Source organism: Streptomyces sp. NPDC091280 (assembly GCF_044768565.1).
Classification (GTDB): domain Bacteria; phylum Actinomycetota; class Actinomycetes; order Streptomycetales; family Streptomycetaceae; genus Streptomyces.
This window is the reverse complement of sequence record NZ_JBIVUZ010000002.1, coordinates 533,880-554,123: the sequence shown is the minus strand read 5'-3', so window position 1 is coordinate 554,123 and position 20,244 is coordinate 533,880. Positions and strand designations below refer to the sequence as shown.

24 protein-coding genes are annotated in these 20,244 nt (G+C 67.0%); 7 read left to right on the top strand and 17 right to left on the bottom strand.

Going from position 1 to position 20,244, the window contains the following annotated elements:
- Window positions 1-46 precede the first annotated feature (46 nt).
- Window positions 47-2,191 (bottom strand): hypothetical protein, encoded by a 2,145-nt coding sequence (locus ACIQPR_RS09020; protein WP_403644186.1) that lies wholly within the window; start codon window positions 2,189-2,191, stop codon window positions 47-49.
- A gap of 590 nt (window positions 2,192-2,781) precedes the next feature.
- Here ACIQPR_RS09020 and ACIQPR_RS09015 point away from each other — a divergent pair.
- Together ACIQPR_RS09015 and ACIQPR_RS09010 are read left to right on the top strand one after the other, a co-directional pair.
- Complete coding sequence (locus ACIQPR_RS09015; protein ID WP_403644779.1) at window positions 2,782-3,108, top strand: hypothetical protein; 327 nt, start codon at window positions 2,782-2,784, stop codon at window positions 3,106-3,108.
- Window positions 3,109-3,244: 136 nt separating this feature from the next.
- The gene (locus ACIQPR_RS09010) at window positions 3,245-4,015 is read left to right on the top strand and encodes an IS5 family transposase (protein ID WP_403644184.1); all 771 of its coding nucleotides are present in this window, start codon (window positions 3,245-3,247) and stop codon (window positions 4,013-4,015) included.
- A 531-nt stretch (window positions 4,016-4,546) separates the two neighbouring features.
- On the opposite strand, the gene ACIQPR_RS09005 is transcribed toward ACIQPR_RS09010, so the two are convergent.
- Complete coding sequence (locus ACIQPR_RS09005) at window positions 4,547-5,182, bottom strand: hypothetical protein (RefSeq protein WP_403644181.1); 636 nt, start codon at window positions 5,180-5,182, stop codon at window positions 4,547-4,549.
- A 334-nt stretch (window positions 5,183-5,516) separates the two neighbouring features.
- Here ACIQPR_RS09005 and ACIQPR_RS09000 point away from each other — a divergent pair, with 334 nt between their 5' ends.
- Window positions 5,517-5,900, top strand: a complete 384-nt coding sequence (locus ACIQPR_RS09000) for a hypothetical protein (protein WP_403644178.1) — start codon at window positions 5,517-5,519, stop codon at window positions 5,898-5,900.
- Between the two features lie 49 nt (window positions 5,901-5,949).
- Here ACIQPR_RS09000 and ACIQPR_RS08995 read toward each other — a convergent pair whose 3' ends face one another.
- The 4 genes from ACIQPR_RS08995 to ACIQPR_RS08980 form a co-directional block, all read right to left on the bottom strand.
- Window positions 5,950-6,888 (bottom strand): hypothetical protein, encoded by a 939-nt coding sequence (locus tag ACIQPR_RS08995; RefSeq protein WP_403644176.1) that lies wholly within the window; start codon window positions 6,886-6,888, stop codon window positions 5,950-5,952.
- Between the two features lie 26 nt (window positions 6,889-6,914).
- A complete protein-coding gene (locus tag ACIQPR_RS08990; RefSeq protein WP_403644173.1) occupies window positions 6,915-7,049 on the bottom strand; it encodes a hypothetical protein in 135 nt (44 codons plus the stop codon).
- Window positions 7,050-7,052: 3 nt separating this feature from the next.
- Window positions 7,053-7,409: a hypothetical protein gene (locus tag ACIQPR_RS08985; protein WP_403644170.1), complete on the bottom strand. Its 357-nt coding sequence runs from the start codon at window positions 7,407-7,409 to the stop codon at window positions 7,053-7,055.
- Between the two features lie 372 nt (window positions 7,410-7,781).
- Entirely contained in the window at window positions 7,782-8,618 is an 837-nt protein-coding gene (locus ACIQPR_RS08980) for a hypothetical protein (RefSeq protein WP_403644167.1), read from the bottom strand.
- A 239-nt stretch (window positions 8,619-8,857) separates the two neighbouring features.
- Here ACIQPR_RS08980 and ACIQPR_RS08975 point away from each other — a divergent pair, with 239 nt between their 5' ends.
- Window positions 8,858-9,919: a hypothetical protein gene (locus ACIQPR_RS08975; RefSeq protein WP_403644165.1), complete on the top strand. Its 1,062-nt coding sequence runs from the start codon at window positions 8,858-8,860 to the stop codon at window positions 9,917-9,919.
- 119 nt (window positions 9,920-10,038) lie between these two features.
- Here ACIQPR_RS08975 and ACIQPR_RS08970 read toward each other — a convergent pair whose 3' ends face one another.
- From ACIQPR_RS08970 to ACIQPR_RS08920, 11 genes are all read right to left on the bottom strand, one after another.
- Window positions 10,039-11,442, bottom strand: coding sequence for a hypothetical protein (locus tag ACIQPR_RS08970; RefSeq protein ID WP_403644163.1), 1,404 nt, complete (start codon window positions 11,440-11,442; stop codon window positions 10,039-10,041).
- A 135-nt stretch (window positions 11,443-11,577) separates the two neighbouring features.
- On the bottom strand, window positions 11,578-12,117 hold the full coding sequence (locus ACIQPR_RS08965; RefSeq protein WP_403644160.1) for a hypothetical protein: 540 nt from the start codon (window positions 12,115-12,117) through the stop codon (window positions 11,578-11,580).
- 269 nt (window positions 12,118-12,386) lie between these two features.
- Window positions 12,387-12,794 carry a hypothetical protein gene (locus ACIQPR_RS08960; protein WP_403644158.1) on the bottom strand — a complete coding sequence of 136 codons (408 nt, stop codon included), beginning with the start codon at window positions 12,792-12,794 and terminating at the stop codon, window positions 12,387-12,389.
- 71 nt (window positions 12,795-12,865) lie between these two features.
- Window positions 12,866-13,375 (bottom strand): DUF742 domain-containing protein, encoded by a 510-nt coding sequence (locus ACIQPR_RS08955; RefSeq protein WP_403644155.1) that lies wholly within the window; start codon window positions 13,373-13,375, stop codon window positions 12,866-12,868.
- Complete coding sequence (locus ACIQPR_RS08950) at window positions 13,347-13,856, bottom strand: RNA polymerase sigma factor (protein ID WP_403644152.1); 510 nt, start codon at window positions 13,854-13,856, stop codon at window positions 13,347-13,349. Before ACIQPR_RS08950 ends, ACIQPR_RS08955 begins: the two co-directional genes overlap by 29 nt.
- Window positions 13,846-14,028 carry a hypothetical protein gene (locus ACIQPR_RS08945; protein WP_403644149.1) on the bottom strand — a complete coding sequence of 61 codons (183 nt, stop codon included), beginning with the start codon at window positions 14,026-14,028 and terminating at the stop codon, window positions 13,846-13,848. The genes ACIQPR_RS08950 and ACIQPR_RS08945 overlap by 11 nt, the downstream gene beginning before the upstream one ends.
- 322 nt (window positions 14,029-14,350) lie before the next feature.
- Window positions 14,351-15,082, bottom strand: coding sequence for a hypothetical protein (locus ACIQPR_RS08940; RefSeq protein WP_403644147.1), 732 nt, complete (start codon window positions 15,080-15,082; stop codon window positions 14,351-14,353).
- 636 nt (window positions 15,083-15,718) lie between these two features.
- Window positions 15,719-17,017 carry a helix-turn-helix domain-containing protein gene (locus tag ACIQPR_RS08935; protein ID WP_403644144.1) on the bottom strand — a complete coding sequence of 433 codons (1,299 nt, stop codon included), beginning with the start codon at window positions 17,015-17,017 and terminating at the stop codon, window positions 15,719-15,721.
- Window positions 17,018-17,329: 312 nt separating this feature from the next.
- Window positions 17,330-18,175, bottom strand: a complete 846-nt coding sequence (locus ACIQPR_RS08930) for a hypothetical protein (RefSeq protein ID WP_403644142.1) — start codon at window positions 18,173-18,175, stop codon at window positions 17,330-17,332.
- Window positions 18,156-18,479 carry a hypothetical protein gene (locus tag ACIQPR_RS08925; RefSeq protein ID WP_403644139.1) on the bottom strand — a complete coding sequence of 108 codons (324 nt, stop codon included), beginning with the start codon at window positions 18,477-18,479 and terminating at the stop codon, window positions 18,156-18,158. Before ACIQPR_RS08925 ends, ACIQPR_RS08930 begins: the two co-directional genes overlap by 20 nt.
- Entirely contained in the window at window positions 18,479-18,661 is a 183-nt protein-coding gene (locus ACIQPR_RS08920; RefSeq protein WP_403644136.1) for a hypothetical protein, read from the bottom strand. The genes ACIQPR_RS08925 and ACIQPR_RS08920 overlap by 1 nt, the downstream gene beginning before the upstream one ends.
- 46 nt (window positions 18,662-18,707) lie before the next feature.
- Between ACIQPR_RS08920 and ACIQPR_RS08915 the strand changes: the two genes are divergently transcribed.
- From ACIQPR_RS08915 to ACIQPR_RS08905, 3 genes are all read left to right on the top strand, one after another.
- On the top strand, window positions 18,708-19,388 hold the full coding sequence (locus ACIQPR_RS08915) for a SpoIIE family protein phosphatase (protein ID WP_403644134.1): 681 nt from the start codon (window positions 18,708-18,710) through the stop codon (window positions 19,386-19,388).
- A 66-nt stretch (window positions 19,389-19,454) separates the two neighbouring features.
- Window positions 19,455-19,634, top strand: a complete 180-nt coding sequence (locus ACIQPR_RS08910) for a hypothetical protein (protein ID WP_403644132.1) — start codon at window positions 19,455-19,457, stop codon at window positions 19,632-19,634.
- A gap of 65 nt (window positions 19,635-19,699) precedes the next feature.
- The gene (locus ACIQPR_RS08905; RefSeq protein ID WP_403644130.1) at window positions 19,700-20,185 is read left to right on the top strand and encodes a hypothetical protein; all 486 of its coding nucleotides are present in this window, start codon (window positions 19,700-19,702) and stop codon (window positions 20,183-20,185) included.
- Window positions 20,186-20,244: the final 59 nt, after the last annotated feature.

The window sequence follows — 20,244 nt, the reverse complement described above, 5'->3', positions numbered from 1 at the left end:
GGGTGCCCTTGTTTCCGCCCGGTCGACCAGGAGATCAGCGGCCGAGTCAGTCGCTGTCTACCCTCTCGCCGCTGGACCGATGCCGCAGCTCACTCACCTCGGCCTGAAGCCCTTGCACCATCCGGTACAACGCTTGTAAGGCCACCACGGAGACACCGTTAACGTCCACCATGTGGATGGTCTGGTCATCAGGGCCAAGGCCCAGCGCTGCGTGCCAGTCCTGCGCCATGGGACCAAGATGGCGTACGTCGCCGTCGCCACGATAGCTCCATGTGCTGACCGGCAGGGAAACGACGGCCCGCAAGACGTCGTAGCCGTCGAGTGCCTGTGGCCGAGAGTCCCCGGGAATGGCCTCTACTGTCTGGGGTTCCTCAGCTGCGCTGTCTGATAGATTTCTCCAGGAAATTTGCGCAACTTGGCGCTTCAATCTGCGATCACTGCTCGCCTCATCGCCATAGAAGGTGTTGTAGCTATGGTTGGATGACTCTGTTGAATTCGGCGGCCGTTTATCCTGAAGCCTCAATTTAATGTTTTCCAGTAACTTGGCGGCAGCGACGGTCTCGGGGTGGTCGTCCCCCAATACCATCGTGAGCGAGTGGACCGTCCGGACTGCCAGAGGCATAGCAGCCCGGGCGCCTTCGGTTCCCAAGGTGCTGATGGCCAAGTTCACTTGAGCGCGAAGTGTCTCTGGGTGGTCGTTGCCAAGGACATTGCCGAGTTCCCGAGCAAGGTCGCGGAACACTGTCACGACAGGCCCTGGCCCCTGCACCGTCGCTCTGGCGGCTGCGTAATTAAGCTGGGTCTGTAACGTGAGTGGGTGCCCGTTCCCGAAGCGCCGCTCACGGCGCTCCCATACAAGCCGGAACATGCTGAGCGCCTTGTCTTGATCAAGGCCGAGTTCAGAGATCGCCTCGTTCTCGACAGCCATGATGCTCAGCGGATGGTCTGAGCCCAACAGGGATTCGCACTGCTGCCGCACGGCCCTTGCTAGATGCAGCGATTCAGCCGCAGAGGTGGCGCGACGCGTCCAGAACGCCAGGGCTATGCGGATGCGTAGCGCTGTTGGATGACTCGGTTGGAGAACAGAATCTGCGTGATCGGCAAGTGCGCTCAACAAGGTACTTGCGCGCACAGCGTCGCCAGCCCGGCCAACGGCCGCAGCGTGAGAGTTGCGGGCGTCCAGTGCTGTTGGGTGGTCAGACCCGTACAACTCTATGACTTCAGGCAGCAAAGCCTTCAGTTCGGCGGCAGCGTGTGGCCAGTTACCTGAGCGTCCACCAGTCCGTGCCATGCCCCAACGGGCGAGCAGCCAGAGGTGCTGGTCACGGTCGGGTTGGGTGTCCTCGTCGCGGACGGCGTCGATATAGACCCGATTTGCCTCCCGCCACTGGCCCATGTGGCTAAGCCATAGAGCTCTGCGCAGCCGGGCCATTCGTGTCAGGATATGGTCCGTACCCAAATGGTGTTTACAGTCAGCGTTCAGCTGGATTGTGAACTCTAAGGCCTGCTGGACGTTACCCGTATGTCCAGTCCAAAATGCGAGTGCGTGCCGGGCAGCGAGCGTCCTTACATTACTTTCGCCGAACTCTGCTATGGCGCCGTCGACGAGTCGCTGAGCGGCGTCCTTGGCTAGTTCAGGCTCGTATGCTGCGCTGAGCCTTGCAACCGCCTGAGACAGTGAGTCAAGGCGGGCTTGCCCAGGTGGCCATGCTGAAAACTCTCGTGCGGAGGTATGGGCAAGCACGGCGTCAGCCGCTCCGTCCCAGCCGCCGATCCAACTGTCTTGTGCATCATGCGGCGGACGGGGTAGAAACTCCTCGTCTAAGCGCGCTCCGGGACGCCTCGAGACGTTCCGGTCTTCCAGTCGCTGCCAGGAGCTCTCCCAGTGGCGGAGATCGATGTCCACCGGACGGTTGTTCTTCGCCGCTACGTATCCAATCGCCTCTAGAAGGTTTCGGATGGGGTCCCAGTTACCACTGCCGACACGAGCGTTGACGTCTTTGCGGTAGTCGTACACAGTGGCGCGCTTGATCGGCCGTAACGCCGGGCCGCTCGCACGCTGAAGCGCCGGATCAGAGATCCGCACCAGTTGGCCAACCGCGACGGCACCATCCTCCATGAGCCGGACAAGCGCCGCCCTGAAATCCCGCCACGTCTCCATGGGCGCCCCCTCGGTACCGAACTGATCCACGATGGACGTCCATGATGTCCGCTTCCGTCGGAGCAGTGCAGGAGATCCGAAGAATCCAGACTGCCTGAACGAGTCCGCCCGGACCCGCAATCTGTCTCGGACGTCCGACGACCGAGTGTCCGACTGCCCAGACGCGGTGGACTGGCTCCAGTCGCCCGGCTGGCCGCGGGCAGAACCTGGGAGGCTCAAGCCGATGGACCCCATCATGATCGGGATGATCGCGACTCTGGGGATTTTCACTTCCCTGGCCGCCGCAGCCGTATTGGTGGTCTGGCTGTCCATGCGTGGTACGGACTCCCACCACCGCGCCGCTGTCCTCACTGCGGCTGCGGCTGTCATCAGTGCCGTACGCGGACGCCAGTGATCGTTGGCTCCCATCCCGCGTGGACACTCTGCCGACAACCTGCAGTCACAAGCATTCAGTAGCAGTGTTGTGGCAACTGCGGCAGCGTTTCACCTTGACGGACTGAATAGCCGGAAAACGGCTGGCGAGCAATGAGCCCTTTTCAAGCTCGGCAGGGCTGCTGACGCGGCTGGCCCCCGGTTGAGCCGGGCGGGGACTCTGAGGGCAGGATGCCTTCGTGCCCACCATGGTTGTTGAGATCCACGTGCCGTTGCTGCCGACGCCAGGCCTGCCAAACGGCTCCTACCCGTTTCCCTGGATCGAGGAGGTCGAGGACTTCCTGTCCGGTCTCGAAGACCAAGGTGACGTGGAAGTCTTCGATGAGGGAGAGGAGGACGGGGACGTCTACGTCTTCTTCGTCACCGGAGCCGGTGAGGGAGATCTTCTGGCGGCGGCGTCCCGCGTGGCCACGCTGCCTGGGGTCCCTGCGGGAACCGTTGCGGTCGTGAGTAACGACGAGGCCGGGGAGTTCGGTCTGGGACGACGGGTGGCGCTTCCGCTGCCTGTGCTCTGAAGACCGGTGCGGAGCCTCCGCCCCCTGTCCAGGTCACCTCAGGCCGCACGGCAGCGGGGCACCGAGTGCGTGACGAAGTGAAGCTCCTGGTAGACGAGTTGTTGACCAAGATCAACCTGTCCGCCCGGAGCTTCGCATGCTTGTCTACCCATCGGGACTCGATCTGTCCAGTTCAGCCCTGCGGTTCCTGGCCAGGAAGCTGACTGCCTTGCGCCGTGAACGCGGAACGCGGTGGCGCAGGCTCGGAACGGACCGGCAGGTCCTGCTGGTCCTCGCCCACCTGCGATGCGGACACACCTACGCCCAGCTGGCCACCGGGTTCGGGATCAGCCTCAGCACCGTCTACCGGTACGTGAGCGAGGCCGTCGAACTGCTGGCCGCCCTCGCTCCCGACCTCGCCCAAGCCGTACGCGCCGCCTCCCGCAAAGCCTTCGTGATCCTGGACGGAACTCTCCTGCCGATCGACCGCATCGCTGCTGACCAGCCCTTCTATTCCGGCAAACACAAGAAGCACGGCATGAACGTGCAAGTCCTGGCCGACCCGGCAGGGAGACTGCTGTGGGCCTCACCCGCGCTGCCCGGAGCCGTTCACGACCTTCGTACGGCCCGCGAACACGGCATTCTCGACTCTCTGGCCGCGGCCGGCACACGCTGCTGGGCCGACAAGGGATACCAAGGAGCCGGCGGAACCGTCCGTGTGCCCTACCGCGGTCGCTGGGAGAAACTCTCCGCCGGTCAGCAGGCAGTCAACCGGGCCCATGCCAAAATCCGGGCGCTGGGCGAGCAGGCCATTGCCACGCTCAAGACCTGGCGACTGCTGCGCAAGCTGCGATGCAGCACCACCCGCATCACCAGCCTTGTTCAGGCCGTCCTCACCCTCCACATGACCTGCTCAGACCAAGGTTGAAAACGGCTCCGTGCGCCTCGGGGCGGCTACCGGTTCTGAACCCACCGCACAAGGCATGTCACGCATTCCGAACCCGCCACCCAGGCGGCTCCGTTGACGAGGCTGAAGAGCGCGGCGTGGGCGAGCCTGCAGGTGATGGGCATGGGCTTGTCCATGTGTTCCCCTCCTGGGTGATCGCCTGGCCCTCGTGGCCGGGCAGGTCGACCGTGCCGAGTGGGGGCGGAGGCTGTCCGAAAGGGCGGGCACTGCGGGCAAGATCCCTCTACCCTCCTGGTCATCGGGGCGTGCGCCGCGCCCGGAGCGGGCAGCCGGGCACCGGGGCTCTGCTGGTGAGTCGTGTCGTGATGCCGTTTGTCGTAGGAGAAGTCGGCCAAGGCTCATGCCCTGCACGCTGGGCGCGTTGGGAGACGGCCTCAATACTGGTGGGCTCGCCTATTCAACTGTCGCCAGTTCCTCGTATGCCCCAACATGCCGGTGACCGTGTGCGATCCCCAGCCGGCATCAGCTCCAGGTTCCTACTCGCGGCAGGCTTCAGTTTTCAGTGTCTTCGGGCTGGGCCTCGGCCGGGACCACGCTCGCCTGTTCCGGTTCGTCGAGCCTGGTGTAGAACACGGAGTTGCCCTGCTTGGTGCGCTGGGCCTGGCTCTTGGCCACGAGTCCTTCGAGCGTGAGGCGCACGACCTTGGTCTTGATGTCGCGGTCAGGGTGGGCCTGACTGAGCGCCATGGAGATTTCTGCGGCTGAGCGGGGTTCGCTCTGATCGATGAGGTGCTGGCGGATAAGTGCAACCAGTGTGGGCTGGAGTGTCTTCGCAGTGGCTGCGACCGCAGTGGCGGGCTTCCTCTTGGCTGTTGTGCCCGATGGCGCGGTGGTCTTCTGTGTCCGCTGCCGGCCACGGGGCTTGGCCTTGGCTGGCTGCTGGGGAGCAGATGCTGCGGGGCTCGCGGGTGCAGCCGAAGGCCCGTTCGGTACGTCGGAAACGCCGAGGGCCTGCCGCATGTTCACAAGCACGGCATGATCCTGTTCCAGGTCGGCCAGTTGCGCCTGCAGGACAGTGATTTCCGCACCGACCCGCTCCTGCTCCTTGAGGTTGCGTTCGAGGTCGCCGGTGACCTGCGCGATGTACTGAGATGTCAAGTCGGTGGTGGGACTCGTACTCTCGGGCATGGTGCTGGCCTTTCCTCGAGCTACGGCTGTGACAAGCCTTGCACGGCGGCCCAATGCCCCGGCGTAGAGATGGTACGGACAGTCGGCGCCAACTGCTCCCCGACAGTAATGTCTTCTGCCTGCCGGACGTCTCGGGAACGCCGTGTCCGGCACCACCTCAGCCGGACGGCAGAACAGGAACACCTCGTCGCCACCGAGGAAGTCCGGCAGGTCGAACGGTCCTTCCTCGTGCAAACCTCGGCGAGCCGTATCGCCCCCGTCGAGGCAAGTGTGGTCGGGTAGCCGGACACCATCCGGTCCAGCGCCGAGACGTTCTACCCTCTCGGGGCGCGGTATGAACGACGACGAGGACTACGGTCCCCTGGTCTTCGTGCGCACACGGGAAGAGTCCTACGCGGACGGCAGCTTCATCAAGGTCCCGCCCGTAGCGGGCGCGGCCGTCGGCATCAAGATGCCGACCATCATCGCCGCGGACGCACACAAGGAGTTCGTGGCGGGCAACGAAGGTGACGACGGCAGGCAGCTGCGGACCGTACTGGCCGCCGTGGCAAGGGCCATCGCGCAGTCGCCGGCGAACGAGGTGTGCTTCGTCGTCCCGGCCGGGGAACTGCCCTCCGGCCAGGAAACCACCGGCGAAGAGGACCAGCTCATCGCCATCACCGAACCCCGCGGTCCGGGCGAGCCCATCCTGACCTTGATGCTCTCCCGCGAGATGTGAGCCGCGAAGGACAACCCGTTCGTCGATCAGCGCGGCACCACAGCGGTTCTCAGTCAGCGGGGCTCTGCGGCCACACGAGGCGCAGGACCACAGTCCTGCGCACTCCGGCGTCACGCATCGCCTGAACCCGGTGCTGGCCGTTGATGAAGGCGTCGCTGATGTAGGCGTCGCCAGAAGGCTGGATGGCGACGGGCGGGCAGTACAAGGAATAGAGCGCCGCTCGTTCCCATTTGCTCGCGCCGGCCGCGGCAGCGTACTCATCGGCGTAGCGCTTCATGTCTTCCGGTTTCACGTCCTCCTCTCGTGCGCGCGCGAGGACGGTGAGCGCCATGTCGTTGACCCGGTGCCAGTCACCCTCGTGGTACCAGCAGCAGGACCGCCGCAAGAGACGGTCCGCCCAGTTCCGCGACCGGGATGCGGCGTCCGGGCTACCGGACATGCATTCTCCGCGGAATGGGCGGGCCTGCGCCAGGCGCGACAGCTCGATCGCCTCGAACAACAGCTCCGGCTCTGCTTCCGGCTCGGGCGGCACGTAGCCCTCGCCGCGGTCTTCGGCGACCGGACCGCCCACCAGGTGCGCGACCTGTTCCGCGCTGATCGTGGACCAGAGCGGCGCGGCTTCACCATAGGTGACCAGCTGGAAGTCCGGCTCCCTGCCGAAAGCGCCCCGGAGCTGCCGCTCGATCCACACCGGCGGCAGCTCCTGGTCGCGACAGTGCTGCTCCCACACCGCGGCCACGCACGACTCGGCCACGTTGGTCAGACTCGGGGCTTCGTCCTCGGCCTGGGTCGCCACCGCCACCGCCCGCCGCCCCGGCGCGGTGAACAGCTGAAGCCGAAACGACGTGCGCCCCGCATGGAACATGTGATCGTCCACGGTGAGCAGGCGCGGAGCAGCGAGCTTCAGCACTTCCGCCACCATGTCGCCGGGGACGCCGGCAGCAGCTCCGGATCGGGCAGGCGGCCGGTCCTGCGGCACATCGTTCATGCCGTCATCATCACACCGGGCTCAGCTCAGAACGCCAGGGAGAACCGCGGTGCCAACAAGGCGTCCAGCGGGTTGACCAGTGCGGGCCCCCACCGGTACTCGCTGTGCCCGAAATCGCTGTTCTGGACTTCCGGGGGCGGGGTGTCGTCTCTGCGGAGCATCTGCTAGCGCACCGCGACCGGATCCGCAGGATCCTGAAGGTCGTGCCCGAGCTCGGTGAGGCGCTGCTCCCACATCTGGACGATGTCCCACGGGCGCATGACCGAGCGCGGGGGCGCCAAGGCCTTGACCTGATCCCGGGTCACCTCGTCGACGCCCAGGCCATCCCGGGCGGCGATGAGGTAGATACCGGTGGCCAGCGCCGCGGTCCCCTCGGCCAGCTGCATGCCGTCCCAGGTGATGTCCCGGCCCGTCCAGATCTCTTCGGTCACCGCGATCGCCCGGGTCCACGCGGCGCACCACGTCTCAGGGCCTCCGTCGGCCTGCCACTGCCTGAGCTGGTCAATGATGAGGTTCGTCACGACGGACATTGCGCCGCCAGAGGCGAGCCGGAAGAATCCCGCCCTCGCCCGTTCCCGTCCGGTATCGCGCGCGGCCCCTCCGTCGCGCGCAGAACACCAGCGGCGCCCGATCCCCTCGCCCGCCGCCCGTGCCGCAGCAGGCCAGCCGCCCGCCCCGCCGAAGCAGCCGCCAGTACGACACCACTATGACGAGTGCGACAAGACGGTGTACGAGGGCGGCACCTGCACCTGCGACCTCATCGAGCAGTACGGACCGCCCTCCGAGCGGGACGACTACTGAAACGCCCTCTGCGCCTCGAAAGGCGTGGGGACCGGTGTTGCTTGCAGCGGGCTACCACTTGCAGGGGTGGGCAGTCGACGAACGGATATGGCCTACGCCTGTCCGCTCCACGCGGTCACTTCAAGAATCGACCATCCCGAGCGGGTCCATCGGAACACTGCTCGGTCGGCGTGGAAGGAGCCAAGCCAGATGGTGTGCACCTCTGCCGGAACACTGGGGCTGTCCGCGGGCACGAACCCGCGGGACAGCGACATGGTGATGTCCATGTGGGCGGGATCGGCCCACAGGAAGAGATGCCCCTCCCGGTCGGGATGCCGGGCCAGCTTCTCCACCTTGTTCTTGCCCTTCGAGGCGAGGAACGCGTCGACGTAGGGCGAGATGGTGTCGACGGTGCTACTGGCCACGGAGAAGTTCGACTGGGTGGGAAAGATCCGGCCCGAAGCCTTGTCACTGCGGATCCGGACCGCCCGCACGACCTGGAGCTGTGCGAGCTCTTGAAGGTCGGCCGCGTGCTGTGGGGTGGGCAACCGATCGTCCGGGGTGCTGTCGTCCCAACCGTCCAGGCCGATCGTGTCCAGGTTCGCCTGCTCTTGGCGTCGCAGGAGAGCCGCCAGGGGCGCAGAGATCTTCTTGAGGTGAGCCTGGGAGGTGAACTCAACGATCCAGTCACCGTCCAGTCCGGGAACCGGCTGGTCGTACTGGCGGTTCAAACCGGCCCACAGATGCTGGCGGTCCGGGTCGATCGTGGAGGACACCTCCAGAGCGATTCTCGGTCCCTCTCCGTCGACGGCGGGTTCAAGCAGGAAATCGACCATGCCGTTCTCGGTCTGATCGTCGTGGCCATCCCGCCGCGTTCCCAGGATCTCGTTGACGGCTGCCTCCGCCCGGAGCTCATCCGGGGCCGGGGCAACCGGCTTCTTCTGCTTCACAAAACGACCGTACGCCGCATTCCTCGCCGCTCCGAAGGGATTTCCTCTGCAACTGACAGTGGCCCCGCTCGTGCGGGCCCTCGCCGCGTAGGAACCGGTCTTCTCCCGACACGGCCTCGGACGCGTGGTGACCGGCAGCGGCGGTGACGTTTGTCCGCCTCTGCGCGCCGCCCCGTTGTCAGTGGAGCGGCATAACCTGAGAGGTGGAAGGGACGGGATCTGCAAGGAGAGACACGCGCATGAACTCCAGCTACTACCGGGGCCAGTTGGACCGGAAGAACAAAGCTCGCGCCGACGCGGAGAAGAAGGTCGGCGAGTTCCGCCGCAAGGAGGCAGACAAACGGGGGAAGGCTACGAAGGAGCGGGTGGCCGCGGAGAAAGCCAGCAGCCTCAGCACCCGGCAGAGCAAGCTGCGTACCGCGCAGCGTTACGAGGACGACGCCAACAAGGCCGCCCGGGATGCCGGCACTTGGAGTACCACCGTGGCCAAGCTGGGCAAGGAGGCGGCGGACCTGTCGGCGAAGGTGGCCAAGGAGGAGCAGGCTGAGCGAGCAGTTGCGGAAAAGGTTCGTCAGCGTGAGCAGGAGCGGGTCCAGCGGCGTGCCGTCGTCAGTCAGCGCAGGATCGAGAGCCGTCTCTCCACGACGGAGGGGCAGGTCCTTACCGTGCTGAAGGAACTGCGGGCCCCGAAGCCGGAGAAACTGCGGGTGCTGTTGTTGGCAGCTGCTTCCGCCGGTGACCTGCGAGTCGGCCAGGAGCAGCAGAGGATTCGTGCGGCGGTGCAGAGCGCAACCCACCGTGACCTTGTCGAACTGGATGTCCACCCCGCCGCGACCGCGGACGTCTTCCTGGACGCGCTGACCCGCTTCCGTCCGCACGTCGTGCACTTCTCCGGCCACAGCACACAGGATCTGATCTCTTTCGAGAGGGGCGAGGACGGCTTCCACGAAAGTGCCATCGTCAGCGCCACCGGCTTCGCCCGCGCCATCGGCGCCGTGGACGACAAACCGCTGCTGGTCCTGCTCAACTCGTGTCACTCCGCCTCGCAGACCGGGAAGCTGGTCGACTCCGTACCGTTCGCCATCGGTATGTCCGACAGCATTGGCGACATCGACGCCATCACCTATGCCGCCCGGTTCTATGCCTCCATCGCCGACGGCCAGTCGGTCCAGGCCGCCCACCTCCTCAGCCAGGCGGCCATTGAGATGAACGGCCTGCTCGACCACGACCTGCCGACCCTGTCCTGTGCAGCGGACGTTGACCCCAGCGCTACGAAGCTGGTGACGCCGCCTCCGACGTAGGGCGTCGCTGAACACACGGCGCGCGCATGCTGGGCCGAACCGTGTGGTGGCCGGAGCCTGGAGGAAGGCGCCGAGGACCTGGTCGAGTATCTCTGCTGCTGGCGGGCCACTCGCGGAAGTCAGGTGGTGGTGATGTCGGCGAGCCGGTTGCGTGGCGGGGTGGTGGTGAAGAAGTCGCGCAGTGACTGGCCGATGCGGTTTTCGCAGTCTGGGTCCTTGACGGCGGCATCGAGCAGGTGCGTGAGGTCTTCGGTGTCGGAAGGGGTCAAGACGAGCCAGCGCAGGATGACCTGCAGTGTGAGGAGCCGGAGAGTTCGCAGCTCTTCCAGCGTCTTCTCTTCTGTCTGATCCTTGATCACGTCGCCGTGCACGTAGGTGGATCGGGCCTTGTAGGCACGTTTGACGATGGCCTTGATCTCCTTTTGGTGGTCCAGGCCGAGAAACAGTGCAGACGCGCGGGAGAGGATGTTGGCGGTGATGCGCCCGCTTGTGTCGTTGGGGCTGTTCAGCAGGGCTTCCAGGGCGATGACGTAGTTGAGGCGCAGTTCGTCGACCTCCACCTCCCAGACGCCGTCGTCGTTGTAGGTGCGCTGGTAGGCGGCCAGGAGGTGCCGGGCTGCACGTTCGAGTCGCCGGGCGCGCCCCTTGAGAATGCGTCGTTCGTGGGTCGCGCCTGCCATCACCGCGTCGATCTTCGCCGAGATCACGGCACAGAAGTCAGCCAGAGCCGGAAGACATGCGGCCGGGACATCGAAGAATCCGGTCTCGCGGACCTCAGCCTCCTCCTCACTCCCGTCCCGGCCTTCATAGATCTTGATGGTGGTCGGCACGCGTCTGGGGTCCAGATCGAAGCGGCGTCCGCGCGCGACCGTGAAGACCGAGTCCACCCGGAGAAGTTCGCTGTCCCACAGCATCAGGGGAAGGAGTGCTCGCCAGTGCTCGGCTTCCGCACGCGGGCCTGTGAAGTCGAACCAGATCGGACGACGCGTGACCGGGCGGCCAGGATCAGGAACACGGAGAAACGGTGCGCCGGTGATCAGGTCGAGATCACGGCTCCGGCGCTCCAGGACGTTCAGTGCCGGCATCGGGACCATCTGACGAAGCTCTTCCGCAGTGAAGGTCTGCAAGGTGTACCGCCCCAGCGGAATCTGCGTCCCCTGGGGGAAGGCGGCGTTGAGGAGCAGCCATCGCTCGGGGACCGGTGCCGGGCCAGTACAGAAGGTGACGAAACTGTCCGCGATCTCGGAGACGGGAACCGGCACGCCCTGGGCAAGCAGACGTGCCGCCTCACCCAGTCCCGACTCATCCAACAGCGTTCGGGAGCTCGGGACCCAGTCTCCGTCGACCTTGGCGTAGAGGTCGGGGTGCTCTTCCCTGGGCGCTGCGGCGACCACCGCATTCTCCACGTCCTCCCAGTGGGGCTGGAGCGTCAGTGTCACGACGGACTGGGGGGTCGGGGACAGACCGCCCGCGTACTCAAGCCACGCCAACACGGCCTCACGCAGGGAGAGATGCTTGCTCATACGGCCTGAACGTAGCGGCCTCAGTCCCATGCGGGCAGCAGTTTTCCAGCGGCGGAACCACTAGCGACCGGCCATCGTTCAAACAGCGTGTGACCTATCCGGACCTGGCTCAGCACCGGTGACCCGCGGGTGCCGTCACTCTGCCGCGGGCCTCATTGATGCTGTGTGGGCGTGTCCGACCCAGGCTCGGTGACGAGTTGCAACGTGTAGTCCGTCGCGCAGCCTGCCCCGGAGGACACCGACACGCGTTCTGCCCTCCAAGACCTGAAGGCCGCTGTCCGAGACAACCAGCAGTCGTCGGTCGATCAGGATCGGCGGGCGCATCCACGTCCCGTGCTCTTCCCAGTGGCGGCCGACCTCCGGAGGACGAATTTCCACCCAGTGCACCGGGTCCTCGGCAAATCCCTCGATACAGCCGGCATCGGACTCACCGGTCGGCATCTCGTTGAAGTCTGCGACCGGGATCGTTTCGAGCCGCCAGGTGATCTTGCGTAGGTCGATGCCGCCGTAGTCGCGCACGAAGGCGCCGTTGTCACCGTGATCGAAGAGGAACTGCTCAAGAACGTCGTCTGGCCACTGAAGCAAGGCCAGCACCGGGTCGACGCGAAAACGGTCGAAGCTGAGGCCGCCATCTTCACGGCGTGCCATCAGAGAGCTGAGGTCGGCGAGCTTCATGTCGCCATGTGTACAGCAGTTTGACGGCGGTGTTCCCCGCTCGGTTCAGCCACCGCCTGGATGTATGACGTTGAGATCGCGGAGCACCGGGGCGAAAGCGTCAGCACAGCGGTGCGCTGGCCTTCGACGAGAAGCGGTGACGGCAGGGCCACGGCTAGGGGGAGGCAGGGATGGCTTCGGTGAGGCGGTCCAGCCGCGTGTAGAGGGCCTGCACGAGGCGGGCGCGGTTCCTGGGCAGCGGGCAGGGCACAAGGCGTTCTGCCGCAGCCTCACGTGGCGCCGGGACGGGTGAGCCCGAGCACGACCGGAGCTTCTCCCAGCGGGCCGTCTTCGACCCAGAGCTGGTGGGCGGACAGGATCGCGCGCAGAGCCTGGTGCATGGCGGCCTGCTGGGCGTTGGACAGCTCGGCGGCCACGTGGAGGGAAGCTGTAGCGTCCTGCCGCCACAGCACCCGCAGCGCATGCCGACGGCCCGGGACCGCGGCCAGGCCCACCCCGGTCTCCTCACCGTCTGCTGCCGCCTCGATGTCGTACGGCGGCAGGCCTGCCAGCAGCACGACTTCCAGTACCCCCCGTGCCAGGGCTTCCTGCGCCTGGGTGAGCGCCGTGCCGTCCACCACGGCCCTGCCCGCGAAGTAGCGTGCCTGCTGCTCGTGGTTCCCGCCGCGTGGGTCCATGGTGCTCCCGCTTCCCGTCCGGGTGATGGCCGTCTTGCCGCCGTGCCTCAGCCTGCGGACCGCCTCGGCAGTCAGAGCTTGCGGAGGCCGCTGAGCACTCTCTCCAGCAGTCCCACGTCAAGCCGGCCGTGGATGGCCTCGGCTCCGTCAGGCTGATGAACGGTCACCAGTCCCGCCGCCGCCATGTCGGTGATGAGCATGCGTGCGATACCGAGAGGCACACGGAGAAGCGCTGAGATCTCGGCAACCGACTTGATCTCTCGGCAGAGCTCCCAGATCCGCACGTGCTCGGGCAGATGTCCGTGTATCCGGGAGCGGTCCGCCGTGCTGTGCACCAGCGCCTCCACGGCGAGCCTGCGGCGTCCCCGGGCCGATCTGCTCTCAGGATCCAGACCGCCCATGGCATCCCCGCGCGCAAGCTCATGCTCCGCGACCGTCGCCCGCCGGCAAGCCTGTACTTTTACGCGTCCGAGCGCGGCCGCGACCGTCTCCGGCCTGGAGTACTGGTCAACGAGTCGGGTGTAGGTGGTGTCGGTGTCAGCCAACTCGGGCTCATCGAGGGCGCTGCGCATCGGGTCCATCGCCGGCCTCCTTCCTGTGGATCACGCTGCTGACTGCCCGCCGTGCGTGCGCGAGGTTGCCCCGCGCCTGTTCCGGGGTGCACCCGAGAACGTCGGCGATCTCCGACGGCGTCATGTCGACGAGCGTCAGTGTCATGACTTCCCGCTGCCGCGGAGGCAGAGCCGCGACCGCGGAACCCGTGACCAACGCCAGTTCCACCGCGGCCAGGTCGTCCACGGCCCTGTGATCGGCGGCTTCCCGATCGGACAGCACGGTCTGCTGCTTCCTCTTCAGGAGGCAGGCATGACGTAACGCGACGGTCCGCACCCAGGCCTGCGGCGTGGACACCTTGTGCCAGTGAAGGAGAAGCCGCGTCATGGCCTCGGCCGCCGCGTCCTCCGCGATCTCCGGGGTGAAACCGCGGTAGGCGATCAGCATCGCTACTACCCGGGGGTACTGACGCTGGAAGAACGCCGTGTATCCGTCGGACTCACTGTCCACTCCGATCGTCCTTCCGGCCCGGGCGGGCCCCGTGTCCGCTCCTGAGCCCCACGACAAGAACCACGATGATGATCAGCAGGACCAGCACGGCCGAACCGAGCGTGACGGTAGCCGACTTGGTGGTCACGTAGAAGGTGCCCAGGCCCCCGAGAACGGAGTTGACCAGCAGCACCAGACCCGCTGTCTCATTCCGTCCCGGACCGCGTTCTTCCGCCCCCGGCACGACCGGCCGCCCCGGTACCCCGGCCTCGGATCCGGGAGTGGAATCAGGCTGCCCTGGAAGCCGCGCGCTGTTGTCCGTCATGCCCTTCTAGAGCCCACCGACCCCGCCCGCATGAAATGTGACACCGGTCACCACTCGGAATCGCGCGCCCGGGGCGGCGTGCCCGGGCCCGGCCTCGGTCCCCTCCCTGCGCTTGGTGCGCCGGAGTCCGGGCGAGCGCCCTGGCTGGACCGATGTGTAGTCGTGGCGAAGGCCGCCGGGTGCCGCGCGGTCACTCGATCAGGAGTGTTTCGCCTTGGGCAAGCCGTTGTGCCAGGGGCGCGTTGTGGTCCTGGCACACGGCGGTGAGGGTCAGGTCCGCCCTGGTGAGCGCGGTGACGGCACGGCGTGTCAGGTCTTCACGCGCGTGTTCGTCAAGATCCGTCTGCCGTGCCATGGACAGCCACACCTTCGTATCGTCCCCGTTGGAGACGAGCACGGCTTCTCCCGGTCCGCTGGTGATGCCGGCCGCGCTGAGTGCGTTGAGTACGGCGGCACGTCGTCGGGCCGTGTTGCACCGGTCGACCTCGCGGGCGGCCTTGTAGATCGCGTTGAACAGTTGTCCGGCGGCCCGGGCCGCTTCGGTGGCGTTGAAGCTGTAGGGCCCCATGGTGACGGTGTCGGCGGCCGGGTCGTAGCCGAAGCCCCAGAAATGGCGGGCCACTTCGCGATGGGTCTGCCCTGTCTTGAGACGTTCCTTCTGCGGGCCGCGCCCGGTACCTCGGGACCAGTCCTCGAAGTGGGTCAGACCGTCACGCATGACTTTCGCACCGGGCAGTTTCCCCTCGAACCGCTCGCAGGCCTCGGTCAGTTCTCGTACCACGGCCGGGTCGATGGCCAGCTCCTCCAGCGCCTCACGCTCCAGCGTCGCCGCCGTCAGCAGCTGCCGCAGGGCGGTGCACAGATGCCGGGCGTCGATCTGGCGGGAGTCGCACCAGGCGAGTGGCTCCGAACGGGCGTGCATGCGCCGGACACTCAGATCGATGTCTGCGCATGCCCAGCGGGCTTCCGACACCCCGATCGCGTACGGATGATCTGCGGGTGACCAGTCGACCGCCCAAGCCGTGGTGGTATTCATGCCCCACATACTCACTCCAAGGAGGCGAGCCGCGCCTGGATTTTCCCGGTGTACCCCGAACGCGGTGCCCTGCCTTTTTGTCCCACGAGCCGGGCCCGGGTGCATTCTTCTCCCCCGGGCACGTGCCGCGGAAGCCGGGCCGCACGGCGCGAGCCCTGCGGAACACCAGCCCGGCGCTTCGGCCCCCTCGTTCGCCGCCCACGCTCCCGCCCCACCTCCCCTTCCTCCTGGTGTCTTGGGCGGGCGTGGGTGGCGTAGAGGGGATGTCAGCTCAACTGGAAACCCCGACCACGGCAGCTGACAAGGGACAACAGCAGGTCGCGGAATCCGGCGTGCGCAGGAGAAGTCCCAGCAGATAGCGCAGGAGAAGTTGCACCCCCGACCACGGGCCCGCCGCACCTCCCCGGCCGGGCTGAGCCAGGAAGCTCGGCTGAACTGGGAACGGTCAGGAGGACGGTCTTCAGGAAGAGCACGTACCAGCGCGCGCGAAACCGGCTGGCCGATCAACCAAGGCTCGCGGCCTCAGTCAATGACGGCGTTCTCGGGCACCTGAATGTCAATCTCCAGTGCCTGCGCCGGGAGGGACATGGTGCGCTGGACGCGCCCGCTCACGTTCGTGGCCGTTGCGCGCCACTCACACACGATCGCCTCGCGCTCTTCTCGGGCGCTGAGAAGGGCGATCGGGTCAAGACGGGCTGTCTCGTTGGGCCGGAGGTCCACCGGTGGATAGCGAATGATCGTGCGCCCGTCCTCGTACTCGATCTCGGGGTAGCGAACGGTCGCTGGCCTGTAGATCTGTGGCCGCATGGGCGAGATCAGGCCCGCGATGGGCATGGTCTTCATCGCTCCAAAAGTGGCGGGCGGCTGTGGCCAGTCGACCTCCTGGTCGTCGTCCACGAGATGCGCCTCTACCGTGTGGGGCAGGCTCAGGACGACTTCGACCTGAGCCAGGAAGGTCTCGCCGGGATTGACGACCTTCAACCTCAACGGGGCTCCGACCTCACGGAGCATGTGTGCCGCAGCCTGCTTCAAGGCGACCCTCACGTCGCGGAGATACTCCTCCACCTCGTCAAGGAACTCCTGCGGAGAGCGGGTATCGGGCCACTGGCCCATCAAGGAAGCAAACTGGTGGGGCCGGGCGGCAGGTCGAGCGAGCTGCCTCCGGAGTTCCTCCCGGCGTGTGTGCAAGAGCCGCTCTCGCACCGCGTCAAACTCCTTGAGGACCGCCACCGTGGCCCCGGCCGGATCGACGCCGACATCGAGACGCTGGCCCACGCGGCGGGCACGCTCGGTCAGCGCTTCGATCTCTGCCGGACCGGCGTACTCGGTCTTCCCGGCGTTCCTGTGGAAGATCGCGCCCGGGAAGTACTTGTCGTAGTTCTTGCGGAGCGTGTGGATGGGATCGCCCCAGCGCGGTGGGAAGACGTCGACCAGCATGACGTGCCGTGTTCCCTCACCGTTGTCGAAAGGGACATAGGTGAACTGGTAGCGGTCGAATCCACCGATGTAGCGCCGCAGCCAGGAGTCGACCTTCTCCACATCGTGTGTCGGGACACCGTGCAGGACCTTTTCCTCGACTCCGACAAGGAGGTAGGCGTGGCCCTCGGCCCACTGCGCTGCCGCGTCGGGCATCCTGTTGGCGAACCCGAGGATCGCCTTCGAGACGGCAAAGGCTCCTTCGGACTTCGAAACGTCCAGCCGGGACTTCCACTCCAGCCACCGCGTCTCGTCAGCACTACTCGCCTCAAGGACGGCCTGGATCAGGGCTCGTTGTCTTCCCAGCCCGACTACTGGCTGATCTGTGTCGAAGTTCAGGGTCATGATCGTTCTGGGATCCTCCGTCGTCAGTTGGACCTCCAGGATGCGGGGTCCCACTGACAACGCCGCACTGCTCTCCGAAGTGTGTGGTGGCAGCGAGGACCGCGCAGGAGAGGCTGCCCGTGCTCCGCGCGGGCCGGGTCACGTGTGGCTGAGCACTCCGGTCCGCACCGTCTCAGTCACGATCTGGCGCCTGCGCAGAGTTCGTGGCCCGTGACCATAGCCGTGTCCTACGGGTGAAGAGAAAGGGCGGCGGCGATCCAGGACGGCGGTACGGTCTCCCGCGCCCCCTCTGCTGCATGACATCCCGGAGACCTACGTGCTCGGGCAGCGGCGGCGCAGTTCCACGGACCAGTCCCGAAGTGGGGCGGCGAGGGTGGGGTTGTCACCGCGGCTCACGGTCTGGAGCAGCTGGGAGCACACGGTCGCTTCGGCGGCGAGGCCGGCCGGGCTGCCCAGGACGGGGAAGGCGGCGCGGACACGGGCGGCGGTGTCCGGTTGGAGCAGGGAGTAGGCGTAGAGCGTGGCGGCGTCGAAGCCCTCCGGGGCCTGCCCCCACCCTTCCCAGTCCAGCAGGCGCAGCGGTGCGGTGAGGTTCGCCCAGTGCACATCCGCGTGGGCGGTGGTCCAGCAGGAGACTGCCAGGGCCGGGATGCCCACGAACTCGGGGATGGCCCGCTCCATGTACTGCTGCCGTACCGCGACGCGGCCGGTGCCTGTGGCCGACACCTTCTCCAACGTCCCGGCGAGGTCGTTCCACCAGGAGTCCGGCAGCTGGAGCCCGCGCTGGAGGACCGGGTCGTCGGACAGCACCGGGTCGTCAACGCGCACCGACAGTTCCGCCCGGTAGGCGGTGGTGTCGTCGATGGCGTCGTGGACGGCCAGGAGGGCAGGACGGTGCCCGTCCAGGTCGCCGAAGACGTGCTGGGCATCAAGGGCGCCGTCCCAGAGTTTCCCCGACGCCTTGTCCTCCGGTGCGGACACCAGGCGCAGCCAGGCGGGCGCGCCCGTGGCGGTGCGGGCCGGGGCACCCAGGGTGCGCCCCGCCCATCCCCAGAACTCCGAGCCCGGCTCCATCCGGACGTCCAGGGCCTGGGCGGCGCTGGCGTGGTGGGCGCGCATGCGCTGTTCGGTGTCCAGGTCAGGCGGAGGCGAGTACACCAGTGATCTCCCGCAACTTGGCGGCGGTCAGGGAGGGTTGAGCGACGGCGTCGGCCGCCTCCCTCCAGTGTGACGTACCGGAGGCGGCCACAAGGACGTCCGTCACTCCTGGGCATGACGCGACCGCCAGGACGCACGCCTGTGCGGGAGTCAGGCCCGGCCGGATGAGGTCGGCGAGCTCCTGGTCGACCATGCCGGTCAGCTCGCCTCCGTGCAGCGGCGCGGAGGCCATCACCCGCAGCCCCGCGTCCGCGGCGGCCGGGAGCGGGCCCCGGCCGTCAAGGGTCTGCACGATCGGCGTCATCATCGCCAGGCTGACCGGCAGCTGGAGCGCGGCCAGGTGGTGCCGAAGGGGAGCGGTTCCATGCAGAGCACACCGACACGGGACTCACGATCCACGGCCTCCGCGGAGACACCGACGCCCTCGCGCGCGTCCTCGACCAGATCGCCCGCACCCACCCCGGACCGCCCAACCCCTGAACCCACCGTGCACTCCTCCTCGTTCACCACACAACCAGAAGGACACCACCCGATGATCACTACCGGATACGCCAGCCGCGAGGGCACCGCCGAGGACAACGCAGACGCCGCACGCGTCTACCGCCTCGCCGACGGCATCGTCGGGGCCGCCGTCATCGACGGCATCGGCCACGGCCCCGTCACCGCCGCCACCGCTCCGCTGCTCGCCGAGGTCGCCGCCCGCATCTCCGCCCGTCGCGGACCGCTCGCCGGACTCCTCACCGCCTCCGAACTCATCGCCGACAACGACGGCGAAGAGGCCGATGCGGTCGCGGTCGCGGCCCGCGCCATCCCCGGCGACGACGTCATCGTCATCAACTGGACGGGCGACTGCCGCGCGTACGGCTGGAACGGCGAGCGACTGGAGCTGTACACCGACGACCACACGGTCGGAGCGCAGCTCCGCACCAACGGCGTCGCGCTCGAACTCGCCCGAGAGCACGACAACTGGCTGCGCAGCACCCTCGCCCGCGCCACGGTGGGCACGGTCTACACCGCCGGCATCCAGGACAGGCTCGTCATCCTCACCTCGGACGGCGTGCACGACCAGATCAACCCCGTCGACTTCACCGCGCTGGTGCGCGAGCACGCCGACGAACCGCAGGTCCTCGCCGACGCGCTGGTCGCGGCGGCGCTTGAGAACGAGCACGGCTACCGCGACGACGCGACCACCATCGTCCTATGCGTCAGCTGATCCAGTTGCCTGGGCCCCGTCGCGGATCCCTCTCGCGGCGGGGCCTTCGTGCGTCATCCTGTCCCCATGCCGATCATCATCCGAGCCACCGGTGAAGCCAAGGACAGGTCCCTCGGTGAGAGCGCCCAGTTCGTCGAGGACGCACGACAGGCCGTCGTACCCGGCGACCGCACCGTCCGTGCCGCGTTGTCGTACAGCGGCAAGACCAAGGAACTCACCGTCGCCCTCGCCGAGGACGACGACTAACCGCGCGGTCGTACTGCAGGCGCGCGATGACAGGTCTCACCGGATGTTCAAGGAGTTGGCTCTCGATGTGGTCCGCGATCGTCGCTGTCCTCGGCACCCTCGCCGGCGCCGCCCTCGCGGGGTACGCGCAGCGCTCCGGTGATCGGCAGGCCCGGGAACACGCACACCGCCAAGAGGTGGCGCACGCCGTCGCCGATCTCCTGGAGGCGATCGTCCGCCACCGGGAAGTGCACTGGCTGTTCGTCGAGTCCCTGCGCGCCGGCGCCGACGAAACCGCCGAGGCGCGCACAGCCCGGGCAACCACCCGCAGTGCAGCGACAGTTGCCCGCGACCGGATCGGACTGCTGGTCGACTCGGAGCCCTCGCTCCTGGGTGCCATGGAGACCGCATGGCGGACGACAGTGGAACTGCCCAACGTGATCCTCGGCCCCGCAGTCGACGGGCAGTTCTCACCGGAGGCGGAGGCGGCTCTAGAGGCTGCTCGGGAACGGTGTCGCAGCGCCCACACGGCGCTCCGAATCGCGGGCTCGGCCTACGTGCACAACCGTTGAATGCATTCGAGCGTGACGACCCGATAACGCCCCGTCACGGGTTCGGACTGCGCGCTGCA

Coding starts and splice junctions, on each gene's coding strand:
- ACIQPR_RS09015 (WP_403644779.1), top strand. CDS start 2,782: ATGGTTGTTGAGATCCACGTGCCGTTGCTGCCGACGCCAGGCCTGCCA.
- ACIQPR_RS09010 (WP_403644184.1), top strand. CDS start 3,245: ATGCTTGTCTACCCATCGGGACTCGATCTGTCCAGTTCAGCCCTGCGG.
- ACIQPR_RS09005 (WP_403644181.1), bottom strand. CDS start 5,182: ATGCCCGAGAGTACGAGTCCCACCACCGACTTGACATCTCAGTACATC.
- ACIQPR_RS09000 (WP_403644178.1), top strand. CDS start 5,517: ATGAACGACGACGAGGACTACGGTCCCCTGGTCTTCGTGCGCACACGG.
- ACIQPR_RS08995 (WP_403644176.1), bottom strand. CDS start 6,888: ATGAACGATGTGCCGCAGGACCGGCCGCCTGCCCGATCCGGAGCTGCT.
- ACIQPR_RS08990 (WP_403644173.1), bottom strand. CDS start 7,049: ATGCTCCGCAGAGACGACACCCCGCCCCCGGAAGTCCAGAACAGCGAT.
- ACIQPR_RS08975 (WP_403644165.1), top strand. CDS start 8,858: ATGAACTCCAGCTACTACCGGGGCCAGTTGGACCGGAAGAACAAAGCT.
- ACIQPR_RS08970 (WP_403644163.1), bottom strand. CDS start 11,442: ATGAGCAAGCATCTCTCCCTGCGTGAGGCCGTGTTGGCGTGGCTTGAG.
- ACIQPR_RS08965 (WP_403644160.1), bottom strand. CDS start 12,117: ATGAAGCTCGCCGACCTCAGCTCTCTGATGGCACGCCGTGAAGATGGC.
- ACIQPR_RS08960 (WP_403644158.1), bottom strand. CDS start 12,794: ATGGACCCACGCGGCGGGAACCACGAGCAGCAGGCACGCTACTTCGCG.
- ACIQPR_RS08955 (WP_403644155.1), bottom strand. CDS start 13,375: ATGGACCCGATGCGCAGCGCCCTCGATGAGCCCGAGTTGGCTGACACC.
- ACIQPR_RS08940 (WP_403644147.1), bottom strand. CDS start 15,082: ATGCACGCCCGTTCGGAGCCACTCGCCTGGTGCGACTCCCGCCAGATC.
- ACIQPR_RS08935 (WP_403644144.1), bottom strand. CDS start 17,017: ATGACCCTGAACTTCGACACAGATCAGCCAGTAGTCGGGCTGGGAAGA.
- ACIQPR_RS08925 (WP_403644139.1), bottom strand. CDS start 18,479: ATGACGCCGATCGTGCAGACCCTTGACGGCCGGGGCCCGCTCCCGGCC.
- ACIQPR_RS08915 (WP_403644134.1), top strand. CDS start 18,708: ATGATCACTACCGGATACGCCAGCCGCGAGGGCACCGCCGAGGACAAC.
- ACIQPR_RS08910 (WP_403644132.1), top strand. CDS start 19,455: ATGCCGATCATCATCCGAGCCACCGGTGAAGCCAAGGACAGGTCCCTC.
- ACIQPR_RS08905 (WP_403644130.1), top strand. CDS start 19,700: ATGTGGTCCGCGATCGTCGCTGTCCTCGGCACCCTCGCCGGCGCCGCC.